The organism is Bailinhaonella thermotolerans (assembly GCF_003594875.1).
In the GTDB taxonomy this organism is placed as follows: domain Bacteria; phylum Actinomycetota; class Actinomycetes; order Streptosporangiales; family Streptosporangiaceae; genus Bailinhaonella; species Bailinhaonella thermotolerans.
The window spans coordinates 15083-32175 of record NZ_QZEY01000028.1; the positions used below are offsets into that span (position 1 = coordinate 15083).

Below are 17093 nucleotides of genomic sequence, written 5' to 3' on the forward strand. Positions count from 1 at the left end.
CTGGCGGCTTGTCGGCCGGGTGATGCTGATATAGTCACAAAGAGGTAACGGCGAGGTTTTGGTAGACGCGAATTCTTGGTTCGTGGGGAGCGGCTGAAGATGAGACGCGCCGCGGGACAACATGAATGGTCGTTGGTGGTAGGTCGTACGGCAGGAGTCACCCCCACGAGGTGAGCTGTTAGCCAAGCGACGGGTGCCAGTGGTAGTGGGCGTCGGGGAGACCTTCTTCGTTGGCCTTGGCGTCTCGGAGTTCTACCAGGGTGAAGCCTTGGCGTTCGTAGAAGTGGACGGCTCGGGCGTTCGCCTGGAAGACGTGGAGGTTGAGGCCCTTGGGGCTGGCCTGCTTCGCCTTCGACAGGAGGGCGGTGCCCAGGCCCTGGGACTGGGTGTGGGGGGCCACGTAGAGGTGGGCCAGCCAGTCGTCCTTGAGGGCGGCGAACGCCTGGGGGATGTTGTTGGGGGTGGCCAGGTAGACCTCGTGGGTGGGGAGCATCACCTGGGACACCCAGTACCTGGTCTCGTCCTCCGAGTAGAGGGCGGGCAGGTAAGGCATCTGGGCGCGGGCCGCCAGGAAGATGTCGGCGATGTGGGTGGCGTCGGACTGGGTGGCCCGGCGGATGGGGATGGGATTCTGGGATGACAGGGGTCGGCCTTCCGTCAGGGCGATAGCTGGGACTCCGCCTGGGTGATCAGTTCCTGGAGATGGAGGCCGTGGGCGGCGTCGAGGGGGTGGCCGCCGCCCCGCCTCACCGTCGCGGCGAATTCGGTGACCATGTTGGAGAACGTCTCGGGGGCCGGGGCGTCGGTGAAGGTGGCGTTGCCCTCTTCGCCGTAGACGGCCACCGAGACCGGGGGCAGGTCGCCCCGCGCGGTCATGCAGAGGGAGATCTCGCTGGACGCGCCCGTCTCGTGGTTCAGGAGGAGGCCGCACCAGGCCAGCGGGTCGCCGTGGGCCTGGACCGACACCACCCGGCCGAGGGCGGCCTCCATGAGGTCGATCATGTGGGGGCCGAGGTCCAGGATGGCGCCCCGCTCCAGCCGCCACGGGGTGGCGAAGGGACCGCCCAGCAGGCCGTTGGCGATGAAGGAGGCGTGGCCGCCGAACGGGCGGAGCCCGGCCGCGCGGTCGAGGAAGGCCCGGGTCGCGTCGGCGTAGCGCCAGCTCAGGACCATCTGGGACGGGACGCCGGCGGTCGCGATCGCGTCGGCCAGGCGGCGGGCCGATTCCAGGTCGGCGGCCAGCGGCTTCTCCAGGAGGAGCGCCTTGCCGGCCTTGGCCGCCTGGAAGGCGAGGTCGGCCTGGACCGCGGGCGGCACGGCGAACGCGACCGCCTCGCAGTTGTCGAACAGGTCCTCGACGCGCTCGTACACCGGGGCGCCGAGGCGGGCGGCCGCCTCCGGGCGGCGGGCCCAGACGCCGGCCAGGCGCGTGTCCGGCGAGGCCGCCAGCGTGGGGGCGTGGACCATCTCGGCCCACGGGCCCGCGCCCACCAGCCCTACCGAGACCGGCGCTCCCTGTCGTTCCATGCTGCTACCTCGCAAATCTCCACAAAGTCCCTGGAAAGCCTATCGGTTGGCGATCCATCCCCGACGATCTTGCCGTACGGCGGCGCCCGGACGGCCAAGTGGTCGTGTCCTCCGGGGCGGAAGTGGCCATGGGGGAGGGGCCACTCCGGCCCTAGCGTCGGTGGTCCGCCGCGCCGGGCCCCGGGCGGCGGACGACCGGCCGGGCGGGCCGGGCCGAAGTGGCGTGTGCGAGACGGGAGTGCCGGTGTGATCAGTGTGGGCGGCCTGGAGGCGGAGGACCGGGCGGAGTGGGAGAGGCTCTTCCGGGGCTACATCGACTTCTACGAGCGCAGCGAGCCGGACGAGATGTACGACGCGGCGTGGCGGGCGTTCCGGGAGGGCACGCGGCTGCACGCGCTGGGGGCCCGGGTGGACGGGCGGCTCGCCGGGATCACCCACTACCTGTTCCACGGGAGCACGTCGGCGCCGGAGACCGAGGTCTGCTACCTCCAGGACCTGTTCACGGCGCCCGAGGCGCGGGGGAGAGGGGTCGCCCGGGCGCTGATCACGGCGGTGACGGAGCGGGCGCGGGAGCGGGGATGCTCCCGCGTCTACTGGAACACCCACGAGTCGAACGCGACCGCGCGGATCCTGTACGACAAGGTGGCCGACTACCGGGGGTTCATCCGCTACCAGATCGAGCTGTGACCGGACCCCGGGTCCTCACCCGGGGCTGGTGACGCGGGCCAGCACGATCCCGCCGACGATCAGCGCCAGCGCGGCGGCCCGGCCGACGGTCATCGGGTCGTCGTTCAGCACCACGCCCAGGCCGATCGCGCCCACCGCGCCGATGCCGGTGAACACCGCGTACGCCGTCCCGACCGGCAGCGTCTGCATCGACTTGGACAGCAGCCACACGGCGACCGTCGCCAGGACGAAGCAGATCACGGTCGGGATCGGGCGGGTGAACCCCTGCGTCGGCTTGATGCTCTGCGACCAGGCCACCTCCACCAGCCCGGCCAGGATCAGCAGCACCCAGCTCATCGCCCCGCCCCCGCTTCCCGCGCGCCCGCCGCGTCCGCGGTGCCGCCCGCCGAGCCGTTCGCGTCCGCGGTGCCGCCCGCCGGGCCGTTCGCGTCCGCCGTACGGCTCACGCCTGGGCTGACCCCGGCGGAGTCCGCGGACCCGGCCGGCGCCGTACGGCGGGCCAGGGCGGCTCCCAGCTCGCGGGCGCGGGCCAGGGCCGCGGCGCGGGAGCGCTCGTGTTCCGGCAGGCGGCGGGCGAGGGCCGGGTCGAGGAGGGCGTTCGTGAGCTCGGTGTGGACGAACTCCACGTCCTCCACGTCGAAGTGGCCCTCGAAGAAGGCGCGCAGGTAGCGCTCCTCGTGGTCGTACGGCTCGCGCGGCGTGCCCGGGCCGTACGCGCCGCCCCGGGCGCCGGCGACGACGAACGCGCGGCCGCGCAGGGACATCTTCGGGAACGTGACGTGGTCGATCCAGGACTTCAGGGTGGACGGGATCGAGAAGTTGTACATCGGGGTGCCGATGACGATCCCGTCGGCGGCGGCCAGCTCGGCGAGCAGCGGCTCGGCGATCGCCCAGGCCGCGGCCTGTTCCGGCGTGCGCACCGCCTCCCCGTATCGGGATATGTCGGTGATGTTGTGTTCGAGCGTGTAATAGACCAGCTCGGTGAACGCCTCGCCCATGTGCGGAACGGGGTCGGCCGCCAGGTCGCGGTACACGTACTCGCCCCCCGGCGTCGCCGCGCGCCAGGCGGCGGCGACCTCGGCGGACAGGGCGCGGGAGAACGACGTACGGCGGGCCGAGGCGTCGAGATGGAGCAGGCGGGCCATCGGGAGGACCTCCACGGACAGGTAAGCGGACACGGTGTCCACTTGGCGACGGGCTCACCATAGACCCGAAGCGGACAGCGTGTCCAGTTATGCTGTCCGGCATGGAGAGAGCCGACGCCGCCCGCAACCGGGCCCGCATCCTGGCCGCCGCCGCGGAGCTGTTCGCGGCCAAGGGCGCGCCCAACGTCACGATGGACGAGATCGCCAAGGCGGCGGGCGTCGGCCGGGGCACGCTCTACCGGCGCTATCCCGACCGCGCCTCGATCGCGACCGCCCTCCTCGACGAGCACGAACGCGACCTGCAGGCCCGCCTGCTCGGCGGGGACCCGCCCCTCGGCCCCGGCGCGCCGCCGGCCGAGCGCCTGGCCGCGTTCTACGCCGCGATGGTCGATCTCCTGGAGGCCCACGCCCACCTGCTGCTGGGCATCGAGACCGGCGCGCCCCGCTTCACCACCGGCGCGTACGGCTTCTGGCGCGTCCACGTCCGCGCCCTCCTGGCCGAGGCCGCCCTCCCCGACCCGGACGCCGCCATCGACCTGCTCCTGGCCCCCCTCGCCCCCGAGGTCTACATCCACCAGCGCACCGACCGCGCCCTGACCCCCGACCGCGTCAAGGCCGCCCTGACCCACCTGGCCCGCACCCTCCTGTCCTGACCCCGCCGCGAAGCCGCCGCCCCGCGACGGGAGCCCGGGTACGGCGGGGCACGAGGCCGGACGGGGGAGCCGGCCATGCCGGGAGCGCGGGTACGACGGGGCGGGGGAGCCGGCCGCGCCGCGAGCGCGCGCACGGCGGAACACCCGGCCCGGACCGGGAGCGGCGTCGAGGCGGGAGCACAGGAACGGCGGGGCGCGCGGCCGGACCGGGCGCCCCGCCGTGCACCGGTCCTACGTGAGCTGGCCCAGGTAGAAGCGCATGCCCTGGTCGTCCTCGCATTCGGCGAGGAACCCGTACGGTCGCGGCTGGGGCTCGCCCGCCGTGCCGCCGCCGCCGCGGACCCGCGCCACCGCCGCCGCCACGTCCGCGACGGCGTACATCGGGATCACGGCCGCCTTCGGCGCCGCCCCCTGGAGCCCGGTCATCGGGCGCAGCTCGGCGCCCCGGCGGAGCACGTTCCACCCCTCGGGCACGCTGCCCGGCGTGAACTCCCAGCCCAGCACGTCCCCCCAGAACGCGCGGGCGCGCGCCGCGTCAGGCACCTCGATCGTGACGTACGCCAGGTCCCCCGGGCGCGGGCTCTCCGTCGCCCGGCCGTGCCCCGCGTCCTCGTACAGCGCGAACCGCAGCCCCTGGTCGTCCTCGCAGTCGGCCACCAGGCCGTACGGCTTGCTCGCGGGCTCCTCGGCGCGCCCCCCGGCCGCGCGGACCCGCCGGACGGCGGCGCGCACGTCGTCCACCTGGAAGACGAGGAACAGCGTGCGCCCCTCGTCCGCCCACAGCCCGTGGGCGGGCGTGACGTCCAGGACCCGCCGGCCCTCCTCGTCATAGCGCCAGCCGAGCACGTTCGCGTAGAAGGCGGCCGCCCGCCGGGTGTCGGGGACCGCGAGATCCGCGAATCCGACATCGCCCTGGCGCAGCACGGTCACGGTGCTCATGTCGTCTCCTTCGTAGATGTCGGATTCATCCGTCCGGTCGCCGCCGTCCGGCCGTACGGCGGGGCGGTCCAGGACGGCGCGCCAGAGGCGGTCGCGGAGCCGTTCGGCGAACAGCGGGTCCGGCTCGACCGGCTCGTACGGCGCCCGCAGGGACTCGAAGGGGTCAGCCACCGCCCTCCTCCTTTCCCGCGTACGCCTTCCGGAACGCCGCCCGGGCCCGCACGAGCAGCGCCTCGGTGGCGTGGACGGTGCGGCCCAGCAGCGCGGCGACCTCGGGGACGGGGAGCCCGTCGAGGTAGCGCAGGGTCAGTGCCGCCCGGTGGTGCGCCCCCAGCTCGGCGAGGGCCTGCCGCGCGGCGAGCGCGTCGGGGAACCCGCCCCACGGGTCGTCCACCTCGGCCCGCCCGTCGTAGGCCCGCCGCAGCCCCCGCTCCTCCCGGCCGGCCCGCCGCCAGTGGTCGGCGAGCTTGTGCCGCGCCACCCCCACCAGCCAGGCGACCCCGATCTCGGGAGGCGGCGCGCGGCGCACCGCCTCCACCGCCGCGAGGAAGGTCTCCGCCGTCAGGTCCTCGGCGAGCGCCCGCTGCCCGCACCGGGACAGCAGGTACCCGTACACCTCGGGCAGCGCCGCGTCGTACAGCTCCAGCAGCGCCGTCCCGGGGTCGGACTCCACTCCCGCCGGCCGTTCCACACCCCTACATCGCCCGAACCCCCCGCCCTCCGACGGGTGCGCTCCGATTTTTTTCGCGCGGGCCGCGGGAGTGCCCTCCCGCCCGGTCGCCGGATAGGGTGCGCCGCGTGCCGAGAACCAGCCCCGGCGGCGAGATCCCCGACAGCCGCGTCGCCTCCGTGCTCCGCTTCCTCACCGAGATCACCGCCTGGGTGGCCGCCCCCTGGGCGCTGGCGCCGTACTCCCCCTGGCTGGCCGCCCTCTCCGTGGTGGTCCTCATAGCCCTCCCCACGATCTTCGCGACCCCCGGCGACAAGGCCCACGTGATAGTCCCCGTCCCCGGCCCGGTGACGATCGCCCTGGTCATCCTCCACCAAGCGGTGGCGGCGGCCGCCTCCTGGGCCGCCTGGCCCCCCGTGGCGGCCACCGCGGCCACGGCCGTGGCCCTCGCCACCACCTGCACCGAACTCCCCCGCTGGCGAGCCCTCCTGAAGGCCCCCTCCGCCCGCACCCCTTCCTGACGCCCTGCGCCCGGCGCAGCCGGACCAGCACGCCGTACGGCGATGCGCGAAGGCCCGGCGATCCCCGCCGCCTCCCCTGACCCCGTGATCCCGCCCAGGGGCATGGGCGCGCTCACCTCGCCGCGAGGGACGCACGCCCCCCGAGGAGCGCCGTGATCTTGCGATCGCGCACGCCCTGTGGTTCCTGCCGGCGTCTCGTTTCCCGGGCTCACGATCGCGAGATCACGGCGAGGGCGGGCCACGGCGAGGGCGGGGGGCGGTGGGTGGGGTGGGTGTGGGGGAGGCGTGTGGGGCGGGGGCGGGCGGTTGGGCGCGGGGTGGGGGCGTGTCGTCGCGGGGGTGGATGGGGAAGGGGGCCGGGGCCGTTTGCCGTGCAATCATGGGGGCGTGCGGACGGAGGGGTTCGACGGTGGCGGGCGGCGGGATCCGGAACGCCGCCGGGCGCTGCTGGACGCCGCCGACCGGGTGATCCGGCGGGAGGGGCCGGAGGCCTCCATGGCCGCGATCGCCGCGGAGGCGGGGATCACCAAGCCCATCCTCTACCGGCACTTCGGGGACAAGGGCGGGTTGTTCCAGGCGCTGGCCGACCGGCACATCCGCGCGCTGGTGGACTCGGTGCGCGAGGAGTTCCGGCGGCCCGGGGTCGGGCTGCGGCAGCGGGCCCGGGGGACGATCGGGGCCTACTTCGACGCGGTGTCGGCGAACCTGAACCTGTACCGGTTCCTGGTGCACCGGGTGACCGCCGAGGACAGCCGCATGCAGCGGCACGTGGGGTCGGTGGCGCGCGGCGTCGGGGAGGAGCTCGCCGGGGTGCTGCTCAGCACCGGGGTGATCACGGACCAGGTGCGGGCCCAGGTGCTCGGGCACGCCTACGTCGGGATGGTGCAGGCGGCGGGGGACTGGTGGCTCGACCACCAGGAGGTGGACCGCCGCGAGGTCGTGGAGGGCCTGGTGGACGTGATCGTGGCCGCGATCCGGGGCTCCTCCGAGGCGTCCATGAGCGCCTGACCGCCCGCCCTACCCGAGCAGCTCCAGCAGGTCCCACTCGTTCTCGCAGACGCGGCGGCCGAGGGCGGCCAGTTCCACCGAGTCCTCACCGCCGCGCACGTGGCGGAGCGTCTGCATCACGCAGATGATCCCCCACTTGAGCACGCCGAACGCCTCCCACCAGCGCAGCGCCGCCGGGTCCACCGGGTCCCCGCCGGCCTTCTCGTAGGAGGCCACCAGCCGGTCGTACGTCCCGAACCCGCCGACCGGCAGCGGCGAGCCGAACCGCCAGGCCCGCACGCACAGCCAGCCCAGGTCCTCCACCGGGTCGCCCAGGTGCGCCAGCTCCCAGTCGAGCACCGCGCGCACCCCCTCCGGCCCGACGATCAGGTTCCCGTTCCGGAAGTCCCCGTGCACGACGGCCGTACGGCGGGCGGGCGGGCGCGTGCGCGCCAGCCGTACGAACGCCCACTCGAACACCGGGTGCGGCTCCCCGCAGGCGTCGAGCACCGAGCGCCAGAACTCCAGCGGGTCGGGGGCCTCGGTGAGCACGGCGGGCGGGGGCATGCGGTGGATCGCGGCCAGGATCCGCCCGCACTGGTCCGCCAGGTTCGGCCGCGCGCCGGCGTACCGAGGGTCGCGCAGGATGCGCCGGGGGATCGTCTCGCCCTCGACGTGCTCCATGAGGATGAAGTCGTCCCCGGCGGCCACGATCGCCGGCACCGGGACGCCGGCCGCGAGCGCCGCGCGCATGAGCCCGGCCTCGACGGCGAGCCCGGCCCCGGCGTCCACCGTCATCCCGGGCGAGCCGCGCCGCAGGATCAGCGGCCGCCCGTCCGCCGTCAGCGACCACATCTCCCGCGAGGCCCCGCCCGACAGCCGCCGCACCCCGCCGACCGCCGTGCCCGCCCCCAGCACCCGCCTGACCAGCTCCTCCGGCTCCGTCATCGCAGGCCGAAGTCCCAGGTGCGGCCGTCGGCGTACTCCCGCAGGAGCCGCCGCGCGACGGTGTGGACGTGCACCTCGTCGGGCCCGTCGTAGACGCGGCCCGCGCGGGCGTGCCGGTACATGTGCCCCAGCGGGGTGTCGTCGGTCAGGCCCTCGGCCCCGAAGACCTGGATCGCGCGGTCGATCACGTTGTGCAGCATCCGCGCCCCCACCACCTTGATCACCCCGATCTCGACCCGGGCCTGGTCCCCGGTGTCGATCCGGTGCGCGGCCTGGAGGGTGAGCAGCCGGGCGGCCTGGATCTCGGCGAACGACTCGAAGACGTGCTGCTGCATGAGCTGCTTGCGGGCCAGCGGCTCCCCGAACGCGGTCCGGTCGTGCAGCCGCGCGCACATCAGGTCGAACGCCCGCTGCGCCTGCCCGAGCCAGCGCATGCAGTGGAAGATCCGGCCGGGCCCGAGCCGCTCCTGCGCGATCACGAACCCGTGGCCGCGCGGCCCGAGGAGGTTCTCCGCCGGCACGCGGACGTCGTCGTACACGACCTCGCAGTGCCCGCCGTCGAGCCCGAGGACGGGCGTCTCGCGCACGATGCGGTAGCCGGGGGTGTCGGTGGGCACGAGGATCATCGAGAAGGCCCGGTGGGCGGGCACGTCCTCGGGCTCGGTCCGGACCATGACCGTGGTGTACGCCGCGCGGTTGGCGAGCGTCGTGAACCACTTCCGCCCGGTGATCACCCATTCGTCCCCGTCGAGGACCGCGCGCGTGCGGAGCTGCGTCGGGTCCGAGGACGACACGCCGGGCTCGGTCATCGCGAAGCTGGGCCAGATGTCGCCGCGCACCAGCGGCTCCAGGAACCGCAGCCGCTGCTCCTCCCCGGCGTGCCGGTGCAGCATCAGGGAGTCCTGCAGCGTGAACGTGCCCAGCGCGAGCTGCCCGAACTCGCTGCGGCCCTGCACCTCGTTGACGTACACGTAGTCCAGGAACGGCAGGCCGCCGCCGCCCAGCTCCTTCGGATGCCCGAGGGCCCACAGCCCCTCCTGCTTGGCGTCGCGCTGCAGTTCCCGCAGCAGCGCGTCCGCCTCGTCCCCGCCCGCGCGGAGCGCGGCCTCCGCGGGCTCGACCCGCTCCACCATGAACGCGTGCACCGCGTCCCGCACCGGCCGGACGCCTTCCGGCACCTCGAAGCTCATGGCAGCATCGTTCCCGCACACTCGTTGCCGGGTCAATAAGGGATCACTGATGCCCGAACCGCACGCCCGTCCCGCGACGGGCCCCCACGACATCCCGTCCGCGCCGGAGCTGGTCGCGGCGGTGCGGACGTTCCTGGAGCGCGACGTGGTGCCCGCCGCCGAGGGCCGCGTCCGCTTCCACGCCCGCGTCGCCGCCAACGTCCTGTCCATGGTCGAGCGCGAGCTGCGGCACGGCGGGCCCGACGCGGAGGCCCACGCCGTACGGCTGGCCGCCCTCGGCGCGGCGGACGACGCGGACCTGGCGCGGGCGATCCGCGAGGGGCGCCTGAACGACGGCGACCCCGAGCTCGTGCGCCTGCTCAGGGAGAGCGTGCGCGACAAGCTCAGGGTCGCGAACCCCGCATACCTCGGGGAGTCCTGACGCGCCGCCGTACGGGGCGGCGCGCCGGGGATCGGGCCGGATCAGTGGGCGGCGCTCAGGTCCAGCTCCTTGACCTTGGGGTCGCCCTCGTCGGCGAAGTAGTCCGCGCGCTTGGTGGCGTCCACGCCGTCCGCGACCTTGGCGGCGCGGGAGATCAGCGTGACGATCGCGGCGACGAGGAGGTTGACGGCCAGCGCCAGGATGCCGGCGTACAGCGTCATCTTGGTGTCGAAGCCCAGCTTCTCCAGCGGGAACGCCGAGCCGCCGAAGTGCGCCTTGCCGGAGGCCGGGTTCGGGATCTGGTAGAGCAGCCACATGCCCGCGGCCATGCCCGCCGCCCATCCGGCGATGAGACCGGCGCGGTGGAACCAGCGGGTGTAGAGGCCGAGGGCCACCGCCGGGAGCGTCTGCAGGATGATGACGCCGCCGATGAGCTGCAGGTCGATCGAGAACTGCGGGTCGAGCAGCAGGATGCACAGCACCGCGCCGACCTTGACGACCAGCGAGATCAGCTTGCTGACCTTGGCCTCGTCGGCGGGGGAGGCGTCCTTGCGGAGGTACTCCTTGTAGATGTTGCGCGTGAACAGGTTCGCCGCGGCGATCGACATGATCGCGGCGGGGACCAGCGCGCCGATGCCGACGGCGGCGTAGGCCACCCCCGCGAACCAGTCGGGGAACATCTGGTCGAAGAGCTGCGGCACGACGGTGTTGGCGTCGGGCTTGCCGTTCTCGCCCACGATGGGCTTGATCCCGGCGGAGATCGCCATGAAGCCGAGCAGCGCGATCAGGCCCAGCAGGAAGCTGTAGGCCGGGAGCGCGGACATGTTCCGCTTGATCACGTCGCGGTTCTTGGACGCGAGCACGCCGGTGAGGCTGTGCGGGTAGAGGAACAGCGCCAGCGCCGACCCGAACGCCAGGGTGATGTACTGGAGCTGGTTGTTCATGTTGAGCAGCGTGCCGTCGCCCGTGTTGGGGGACGCCTTGAACTTCGCCTCGGCCGCCTCGAAGATCGAGCCCCAGCCGCCCAGCTTGGCGGGGATGTAGATGACCGCCGCCAGGATCACGATGTAGATCAGCGTGTCCTTGACGAAGGCGATCAGCGCCGGCGCGCGCAGCCCCGACTGGTAGGTGTACGCCGCCAGGATGGCGAACGCGATGATGATCGGCAGGTGGCCGGTCACGCCCATCGTCTTCAGGACGGCCTCGATGCCGACGAGCTGGAGCGCGATGTACGGCATGGTCGCCACGATGCCGGTGATCGCGATGACCAGCGCCAGCGTGGGGGAGCCGAACCGGGCCCGCACGAAGTCGGCGGGGGTGACGAACCCGTGCACGTGCGACACCGACCACATGCGGATCAGCACGAGGAACACCATCGGGTAGATCACGATGGTGTACGGCACGGCGTAGAAGCCGAGCGCGCCGGCGCCGAAGACCAGCGCGGGCACGGCGACGAAGGTGTAGGCGGTGTACAGGTCGCCGCCGACGAGGAACCAGGTGATCCAGGAGCCGAAGTTGCGGCCGCCCAGGCCCCACTCGTCCAGGTGCTCCATGGTCGAGGGGCGGCGCCAGCGGGCCGCGACGAAGCCGACGGCGCTGACCAGGACGAACAGCGCGCCGAAGACGATCAGTTCGGTGATGTGCTCGCTCACTCGGCGCTCCGCTTCCGCTTGGTCATCTGGTAGACCACGCTGGTGCAGATGACGCCGAGCACGATGAAGGCGAGCTGGAGCCAGTAGAAGGCCGGGAAACCCAGCAGGCGCGGCTCATCGAAGTTGAACAGGAACGTCAGCAGGGGGATCACGATCGGCGGGATCAGCAGCCAGTTCCACGGGCTGCGATCCCCGGCCCGTTCCTCCGGCGGGGTGTCCGACATGCTCTGCGACCCTTCTCGTATCTCACAATGCGGACACCCCAATGGGTTCGGGGTGTCCCAATTCCCTGTAGTGACGCCGCAGCATAGTGTCGATCACGGCGACGTCAACAGGGGTGGGAAGGTCACAAGTAGAACAAGCGCCCGTTACCCGCTTCCCGACATGTGAGACGAGGCGGCCCCGGCGTCCCGCGGTCCGTCAGGTCCGCGTTCCGCCGGGGCCGCCTCGCGCACGGCGCGCCGCTCCGTCTCGGGGGCGGCGCGCCGCTCCGTCTCCGGTACGGCGTGCGGCCGGTCCTCGTGCGGGGCCGGCCGGTCAGTCCTCGCCGCGGCGGTCGAGGCGTGCCCGCCGTACCCGCGCGGAGGCGGCCACGAGCAGCAGGCACAGCAGGATCGCCACGATGCCCGCCGGGTTGACCGGCCAGCCCGCGGGGATCTCCTCGCGGGCGGCGACCGGGCTGGCCGCCGGGGTGGAGACCGGGCGCGTCTTCAGCACGGCCGAGTCGGCGCAGGTCTGGATCGTCGCGGGGGTCTTGGACGCGGCGGTCACCGCCTTGGCGGCCTTGACCTTGGGCGCCTGCTGCCGGTCCTCCTCCATCACCCGGAAGGCGCGCTCGGAGTACGGGCGGGGGTGGTCCCGCACGCCCATGCCCGGGCCCCACTTGGTGATCTCGTACTTGACGTGGATCTTCCACGTGCCGGTCGGCTCGACGATCCGCGGGCCGGGGTTCCAGGAGCCCCCGACCAGGTCGGCGAAGGTCATGCCGTCCATGTCGAGCATCGTGCCGTCGGAGGAGGGCGCGCCGGGGCCGAGGTCGCCGATGAAGAACTTGGCCTTCTTGCCCTTGTAGTAGACGTAGCCCTCGGTGCCCTGCGGCCAGCTCGGGCTGGCGAACAGGCCCTTCTGCATGGGCTTGCCGGAGTACGGCGCGCCCGTGTCGCCGTTGATCCCGGACCCGTCGTCCCAGAAGTAGGTGGCGTCGGTGGTGCCGGTGAGCAGGGGCTTGGCGGTGGTGGCGGCCTTGACCTCGCGCGGCAGGCCGTACCCGGCCACCTGGCTCTGGTCGCGGACCATCCGCTGGACGGCGACGCCGTTCACGTCGCCCTCGATGGTGTGGATCTTGCCGTTCTCGACCTTCTCCACGATGCCGACCTGGTCGATGGCCCCGGGCTTCTTCAGGCTCAGGAACGCGACCGCGCCCGGCTCGGGCTTGGTCGACCAGGCGTCATAGCTCTTGAACCAGGCGGCCTGCGAGGGGGCGTGGGCGAACTGGCCGACGTACTTCTCGGCGCCGGCCCGGTCCGCGGCCCAGGCCACGAAGCTGCCGCACCAGGGCTGCGCCTGCTGGGCGGGTTCCTTGGAGATCTGCGCGGCGTACCAGTCGCCGTACTTCGTGCGGCCGTCGCCGCCTTCCTTCTGACCGACCTCGTTCTGGGCGGCCTTGAGCAGCCGGGAGGCGATGGGATCCAAAGAGTGGCTCTTTCTCCTTGCCCGCCTACCGGGTTAGCTGACGGGTTCGGGCCAGGAGACGCCCTACCGCCGGCGTGCGGCGGATTCACCCCAGGGAGCGTTGGGTCCCCGGCTCCGCGCGACGCCGGCCCGGTGATGTCCGGGCCGTCCCTTGGGCGGCGCGCGAGATTCGGCGGCCGATCGGGCGCCCTCCGGGTGAGAGCTGATTACCGATCGGTAACGGGCAGCCTAGTAAATAGGTGACAAAAATGCCCAATCCTGGACATAAAGATCTACCTTCGGGCCTCGCCGGCGACCTCGTCGGCGATGTCGCGCGTGCCGTACCCCTCGGGCGCGGGCACCTCCACGACGGGCTCCGGCCGGTCGTCGAACTCCAGCCGCAGCGCCCGGGACATCGTGGCGTGCATCTCGTAGAGGCAGACGATGTAGGTCAGCTCCAGGATCCGCTCGTCCGCCAGGTGCCGCCGCAGGACGTCGAAGACCTCGTCGGCCACCCGGCCGCCGTCGAGCACGAGCGCGTCGGTGTAGGCGAGCACCGCCCGCTCCAGCTCGTCGTAGTGCTCCGACACCTGCCAGGACGGGATCGCCGCGATCTTCTCCTCCGGCACGCCCAGCGCCCGCATCTGCTTGCAGTGCTGCGAGAACACGAACTGGCTGCCCCGCGCCCACCCGGCCCGGGTCTGCCCCAGCTCGCGCAGCACCGGGTCCAGCTTCGACTCCCGGTAGAGCTGGAACCCCTTCACGCAGTGCCTGAAGATCACCGGATCCAGCGCGAAGACCGTCCACCACGTGCCGGGGCTCCCGGTCGCCGTGCCCGGCTCGGCCGCCGGATCGCGGTCCTCGCCGAAGAGGCGGTCATAGAAGAAGCGGACGAGGTCGTCGGTCACCTCGGCACGGCTGACCTGGCGCAGGCGGGGCATGACGGCGTCCTTTCGGGCGAGCGGCGAGAGGGGCTTGCCGGAGCCGGACCGGCCGGCGGGGGCGTACGGCCGCGCGGCGGGGTGGTCGTTCGTCCGGCGGGGGGGCGTCCGGCGGGGTGCGGCCGGCGGGGGTGCGGCCGGTGGGGTCAGACGGTGCGGTCGGCGGCGGTCCTGGGCTCGTGCCGCACGTCGGAGGGCAGGCCCAGCTCACGCTGCCAGCAGGCGAACTCGATCAGGATGCCGTCGGGGTCCTTGAAGTAGATCGACCGCACGAACACCCCGTCGTGGACCTCGGGGGCCACCCCGAACTCGCTGTCGTCGTGGTTGAGCAGCACGCCCACGTCCACGCCCTTGGCGATCAGCCGGTCGCGGTACTCCTCGATCCTCTCCGGGGGCACGTCGAAGGCGATGTGGTTCATGGAGCCCACCGCCGACAGCAGCTCGCCCCGGTCGGGCAGGCCCTTGGGCGCGGAAACCCCGGGCACCGGCTCGGGCGCGTCGGGGAACCAGAAGAACGCCAGCGCGTTCCCGCCGCCGCAGTCGAAGAAGAAGTGCTGGCCCCAGCCCATCGGCAGCTCGATCGTCTTGATCAGCGGCATGCCGAGCACGCCCGAGTAGAAGTCCACGGTGCGCTTCATGTCGGAGCAGACCAGGGCGAGGTGGTTGACCCCCCGCAGCTCGAACTCCTCGTTCGTACGGCCCACGGCGGCCTCCTCCCCGCGGGCGTCGGCGCGCCCGGCGGTAACCGGTCACTTATCCCTCCACAATAGGGCCTCGCGGCCCGCGCGTCCCCCTGCCGTATCCCGCCGGGGCTGGTACCATCGGCGCATGCGATCCCGAAACGCCATGTGGTGGCGCCGCTAGCAGGCGGCGCGGGATTCGCACACCCCAAGGCAAATCGAGCAGCCGCCCCCGCCGGGCGGCTTTTTCGTTGTCCACCGGGGGCCACGAGGCGGAGTGAGCGTGGACACAGCGGAATTCCAGTCGGCGGAGTACCTGACCGCGGGCGGCGTGCATGTGACGCGGCGGGTCGCCGCGGTCTCGGAGCAGGAACTCGAGGACGTGATCACCGCGGTGGGGACCCGCCGCGGCGGCGTCCTGTCCTCGGGCATGGAGTATCCCGGCCGGTACAGCCGCTGGCACCTCGGCTATGTGGACCCCTGCCTGGAGGTGGTCGCCCGGGGCCGGCGCATCGAGGCCCGCGCGCTCAACGACCGCGGCCGGGTCGTGCTCCCGGTCGTCGCGAGCTGCCTGCTCGCCGTGGGCAAGCCGACCGGCGAGCCGACGGCCGACCGGGTCGAGGTGCACGTCCCCGAGAGCGAGGAGATCCTCCCCGAGGAGCTGCGCAGCCGCCGCGCCACCGTCTTCTCGGCGTTGCGCGAGGTCGTCGCCGCCTTCAAGGGCGAGGACCCGCACCTGGGCCTGTACGGCGCGTTCGGCTACGACCTGGCCCTCCAGTTCGAGCCGCTCAAGCTCGCCAAGGAGCGCCCGGGCGACCAGCGCGACCTGGTGCTCCACCTGCCCGACCGGGTGCTGGTCATCGACCGCAAGCGCGAGACCAGCCTGGAGTTCCTCTACGAGTTCGCCGTGGACGGGGTGTCCACCGCCGGTCTGCCGCGCGAGGGGGAGACCGCCCCGCCCCGGCCGGCCAGGGAGATCCCGCCCGCGCCCGTCCCCGGGACGTACGCCCAGATGGTGCGCGACGCCAAGGAGCGGTTCGTGCGCGGCGACCTGTTCGAGACCACGCCCAGCCAGGTCTTCCACGCCTCCTGCGAGTCGCCCTCGGACTTCTTCCGCCACCTGCGGCTCACCAACCCCGCCCCGTTCGAGTTCATCTTCAACCTCGGCGACGGCGAGCACCTGGTCGGCGCGTCCCCCGAGATGTACGTCCGGGTGTCGGGGGACCGGGTGGAGACCTGCCCCATCGCCGGGACGATCGCGCGCGGCGCCAACCCGGTCGAGGACGCCGAGAACATCCGCACCATCCTCAGCTCCGTCAAGGAGGAGTCGGAGCTGACGATGTGCACCGACGTGGACCGCAACGACAAGTCGCGCATCTGCGTCCCCGGCAGCGTCAAGGTCATCGGCCGCCGCCAGATCGAGATGTACTCCCGCCTCATCCACACCGTGGACCACATCGAGGGCCGCCTGCGGCCGGAGTTCGACGCGCTCGACGCGTTCCTCACCCACATGTGGGCGGTCACCGTCACCGGCGCGCCCAAGACCTGGGCCATGCAGTTCATCGAGGACCACGAGCCGGACCCCCGCCGCTGGTACGGCGGGGCCGTCGGCTACGTCGGCTTCGACGGCTCCATGAACACCGGCCTGACCCTGCGCACCGCCCAGATCCGCGACGGCGTGGCCTCGGTCCGCGCCGGGGCGACGCTGCTGTACGACTCCGACCCCGAGGCCGAGGAGCGCGAGACCGAGCTCAAGGCCAGCGCCCTGCTCGGCGCCCTGGCCGCGGCCACCTCCCGGCCCGCGGCCGCCGCGGAGGCCGTGCCGGACGGGCCCGCCGCGGGGGAGCGGCCGGGCAGCGGGCTGACCGTGCTGCTCGTGGACCACGAGGACTCCTTCGTCAACACGCTCGCCGACTACTTCCGCCAGCAGGACGCCTCGGTGACCACGCTGCGGCACGGGTTCCCGCTCGCGATGCTCGACGAGATCGCGCCCGATCTGGTGGTCCTGTCGCCCGGCCCCGGCTGGCCGTCCGACTTCGGCACCACGGCGCTGCTCGACGCGGTGTACGCCAGGGGGCTGCCGGTCTTCGGGGTGTGCCTCGGGCTCCAGGCGATGGTCGAGCACGCCGGTGGCGAGCTGTCGCTGCTGGGCGAGCCCGAGCACGGCAAGCGCGGGCGCGTGGGCGTGCTGGAGCCCGGCGAGCTGCTGGCCGGGCTGCCCGCGGAGTTCACCGCGGCGCGGTACCACTCGCTGCACGCCAGGACGGAGGGCGTGCGCGGGTTCGCCGTCACCGCCACGACCCCGGACGGCGCGGTCATGGCGATCGAGGACCCCGGCAACCGGCGGTTCGCGGTGCAGTTCCACCCCGAGTCGATCCTGTCCACCGAGGGTGGCGCGGGCGCGCGGATCATCGCCAACGTGCTGCGCGCGTGCCGTCCCGAGGCCGTGCGCGGAAACTGA

The 17093-nt window shown here is 73.0% G+C and carries 19 protein-coding genes and 1 riboswitch; of the genes, 6 read left to right on the plus strand and 13 right to left on the minus strand.

What is annotated here, in order from left to right; genetic code table 11:
* Positions 1-178 precede the first annotated feature (178 nt).
* Together D5H75_RS38710 and D5H75_RS38715 are read right to left on the minus strand one after the other, a co-directional pair.
* Entirely contained in the window at positions 179-553 is a 375-nt protein-coding gene (locus D5H75_RS38710) for a GNAT family N-acetyltransferase (RefSeq protein WP_119931606.1), read from the minus strand.
* 104 nt (positions 554-657) lie between these two features.
* Complete coding sequence (locus tag D5H75_RS38715) at positions 658-1527, minus strand: Gfo/Idh/MocA family protein (RefSeq protein WP_119931607.1); 870 nt, start codon at positions 1525-1527, stop codon at positions 658-660.
* Between the two features lie 246 nt (positions 1528-1773).
* Between D5H75_RS38715 and D5H75_RS38720 the strand changes: the two genes are divergently transcribed.
* Positions 1774-2214 (plus strand): GNAT family N-acetyltransferase, encoded by a 441-nt coding sequence (locus D5H75_RS38720; protein WP_119931608.1) that lies wholly within the window; start codon positions 1774-1776, stop codon positions 2212-2214.
* Positions 2215-2229: 15 nt separating this feature from the next.
* Here D5H75_RS38720 and D5H75_RS38725 read toward each other — a convergent pair whose 3' ends face one another.
* The gene (locus D5H75_RS38725; RefSeq protein ID WP_119931609.1) at positions 2230-2550 is read right to left on the minus strand and encodes a DMT family transporter; all 321 of its coding nucleotides are present in this window, start codon (positions 2548-2550) and stop codon (positions 2230-2232) included.
* The gene (locus D5H75_RS38730) at positions 2547-3392 is read right to left on the minus strand and encodes an FMN-dependent NADH-azoreductase (protein WP_242454762.1); all 846 of its coding nucleotides are present in this window, start codon (positions 3390-3392) and stop codon (positions 2547-2549) included. Before D5H75_RS38730 ends, D5H75_RS38725 begins: the two co-directional genes overlap by 4 nt.
* Before the next feature lie 68 nt (positions 3393-3460).
* On the opposite strand from D5H75_RS38730, the gene D5H75_RS38735 reads away from it, so the two are divergent.
* Positions 3461-4012 (plus strand): TetR/AcrR family transcriptional regulator, encoded by a 552-nt coding sequence (locus D5H75_RS38735; RefSeq protein ID WP_202638942.1) that lies wholly within the window; start codon positions 3461-3463, stop codon positions 4010-4012.
* A gap of 231 nt (positions 4013-4243) precedes the next feature.
* Here the strand turns inward: D5H75_RS38735 and D5H75_RS38740 are convergent, their stop codons facing one another.
* Both D5H75_RS38740 and D5H75_RS38745 read right to left on the minus strand, forming a co-directional pair.
* Positions 4244-5122, minus strand: a complete 879-nt coding sequence (locus D5H75_RS38740; RefSeq protein WP_119931610.1) for a VOC family protein — start codon at positions 5120-5122, stop codon at positions 4244-4246.
* Positions 5115-5642: an RNA polymerase sigma factor gene (locus tag D5H75_RS38745; RefSeq protein WP_202638943.1), complete on the minus strand. Its 528-nt coding sequence runs from the start codon at positions 5640-5642 to the stop codon at positions 5115-5117. The genes D5H75_RS38740 and D5H75_RS38745 overlap by 8 nt, the downstream gene beginning before the upstream one ends.
* A gap of 107 nt (positions 5643-5749) precedes the next feature.
* On the opposite strand from D5H75_RS38745, the gene D5H75_RS38750 reads away from it, so the two are divergent.
* Entirely contained in the window at positions 5750-6142 is a 393-nt protein-coding gene (locus D5H75_RS38750) for a hypothetical protein (RefSeq protein WP_119931612.1), read from the plus strand.
* Positions 6143-6529: 387 nt separating this feature from the next.
* Entirely contained in the window at positions 6530-7150 is a 621-nt protein-coding gene (locus tag D5H75_RS38755; RefSeq protein ID WP_119931613.1) for a TetR family transcriptional regulator, read from the plus strand.
* A 9-nt stretch (positions 7151-7159) separates the two neighbouring features.
* Here D5H75_RS38755 and D5H75_RS38760 read toward each other — a convergent pair whose 3' ends face one another.
* Together D5H75_RS38760 and D5H75_RS38765 are read right to left on the minus strand one after the other, a co-directional pair.
* Positions 7160-8077 (minus strand): phosphotransferase family protein, encoded by a 918-nt coding sequence (locus D5H75_RS38760; RefSeq protein WP_119931614.1) that lies wholly within the window; start codon positions 8075-8077, stop codon positions 7160-7162.
* Positions 8074-9267 carry an acyl-CoA dehydrogenase family protein gene (locus D5H75_RS38765; RefSeq protein WP_119931615.1) on the minus strand — a complete coding sequence of 398 codons (1194 nt, stop codon included), beginning with the start codon at positions 9265-9267 and terminating at the stop codon, positions 8074-8076. The genes D5H75_RS38760 and D5H75_RS38765 overlap by 4 nt, the downstream gene beginning before the upstream one ends.
* A gap of 49 nt (positions 9268-9316) precedes the next feature.
* Here D5H75_RS38765 and D5H75_RS38770 point away from each other — a divergent pair, with 49 nt between their 5' ends.
* Positions 9317-9688 (plus strand): DUF6285 domain-containing protein, encoded by a 372-nt coding sequence (locus D5H75_RS38770; RefSeq protein ID WP_119931616.1) that lies wholly within the window; start codon positions 9317-9319, stop codon positions 9686-9688.
* 41 nt (positions 9689-9729) lie between these two features.
* Here the strand turns inward: D5H75_RS38770 and mctP are convergent, their stop codons facing one another.
* The 5 genes from mctP to D5H75_RS38795 form a co-directional block, all read right to left on the minus strand.
* Entirely contained in the window at positions 9730-11340 is a 1611-nt protein-coding gene (mctP, locus tag D5H75_RS38775; RefSeq protein ID WP_119931617.1) for a monocarboxylate uptake permease MctP, read from the minus strand.
* Entirely contained in the window at positions 11337-11564 is a 228-nt protein-coding gene (locus D5H75_RS38780; RefSeq protein WP_119931618.1) for a DUF3311 domain-containing protein, read from the minus strand. Before D5H75_RS38780 ends, mctP begins: the two co-directional genes overlap by 4 nt.
* A 313-nt stretch (positions 11565-11877) precedes the next feature.
* A complete protein-coding gene (locus tag D5H75_RS44545; protein ID WP_119931619.1) occupies positions 11878-13032 on the minus strand; it encodes a C40 family peptidase in 1155 nt (384 codons plus the stop codon).
* Positions 13033-13040: 8 nt separating this feature from the next.
* Positions 13041-13171, minus strand: a riboswitch (cyclic di-AMP (ydaO/yuaA leader).
* Positions 13172-13304: 133 nt separating this feature from the next.
* Positions 13305-13952, minus strand: coding sequence for a carboxymuconolactone decarboxylase family protein (locus D5H75_RS38790; protein ID WP_119931620.1), 648 nt, complete (start codon positions 13950-13952; stop codon positions 13305-13307).
* A gap of 146 nt (positions 13953-14098) precedes the next feature.
* Positions 14099-14656 carry a VOC family protein gene (locus D5H75_RS38795; protein ID WP_119931621.1) on the minus strand — a complete coding sequence of 186 codons (558 nt, stop codon included), beginning with the start codon at positions 14654-14656 and terminating at the stop codon, positions 14099-14101.
* A 259-nt stretch (positions 14657-14915) separates the two neighbouring features.
* On the opposite strand from D5H75_RS38795, the gene D5H75_RS38800 reads away from it, so the two are divergent.
* A complete protein-coding gene (locus D5H75_RS38800; RefSeq protein WP_119931660.1) occupies positions 14916-17093 on the plus strand; it encodes an anthranilate synthase component I in 2178 nt (725 codons plus the stop codon).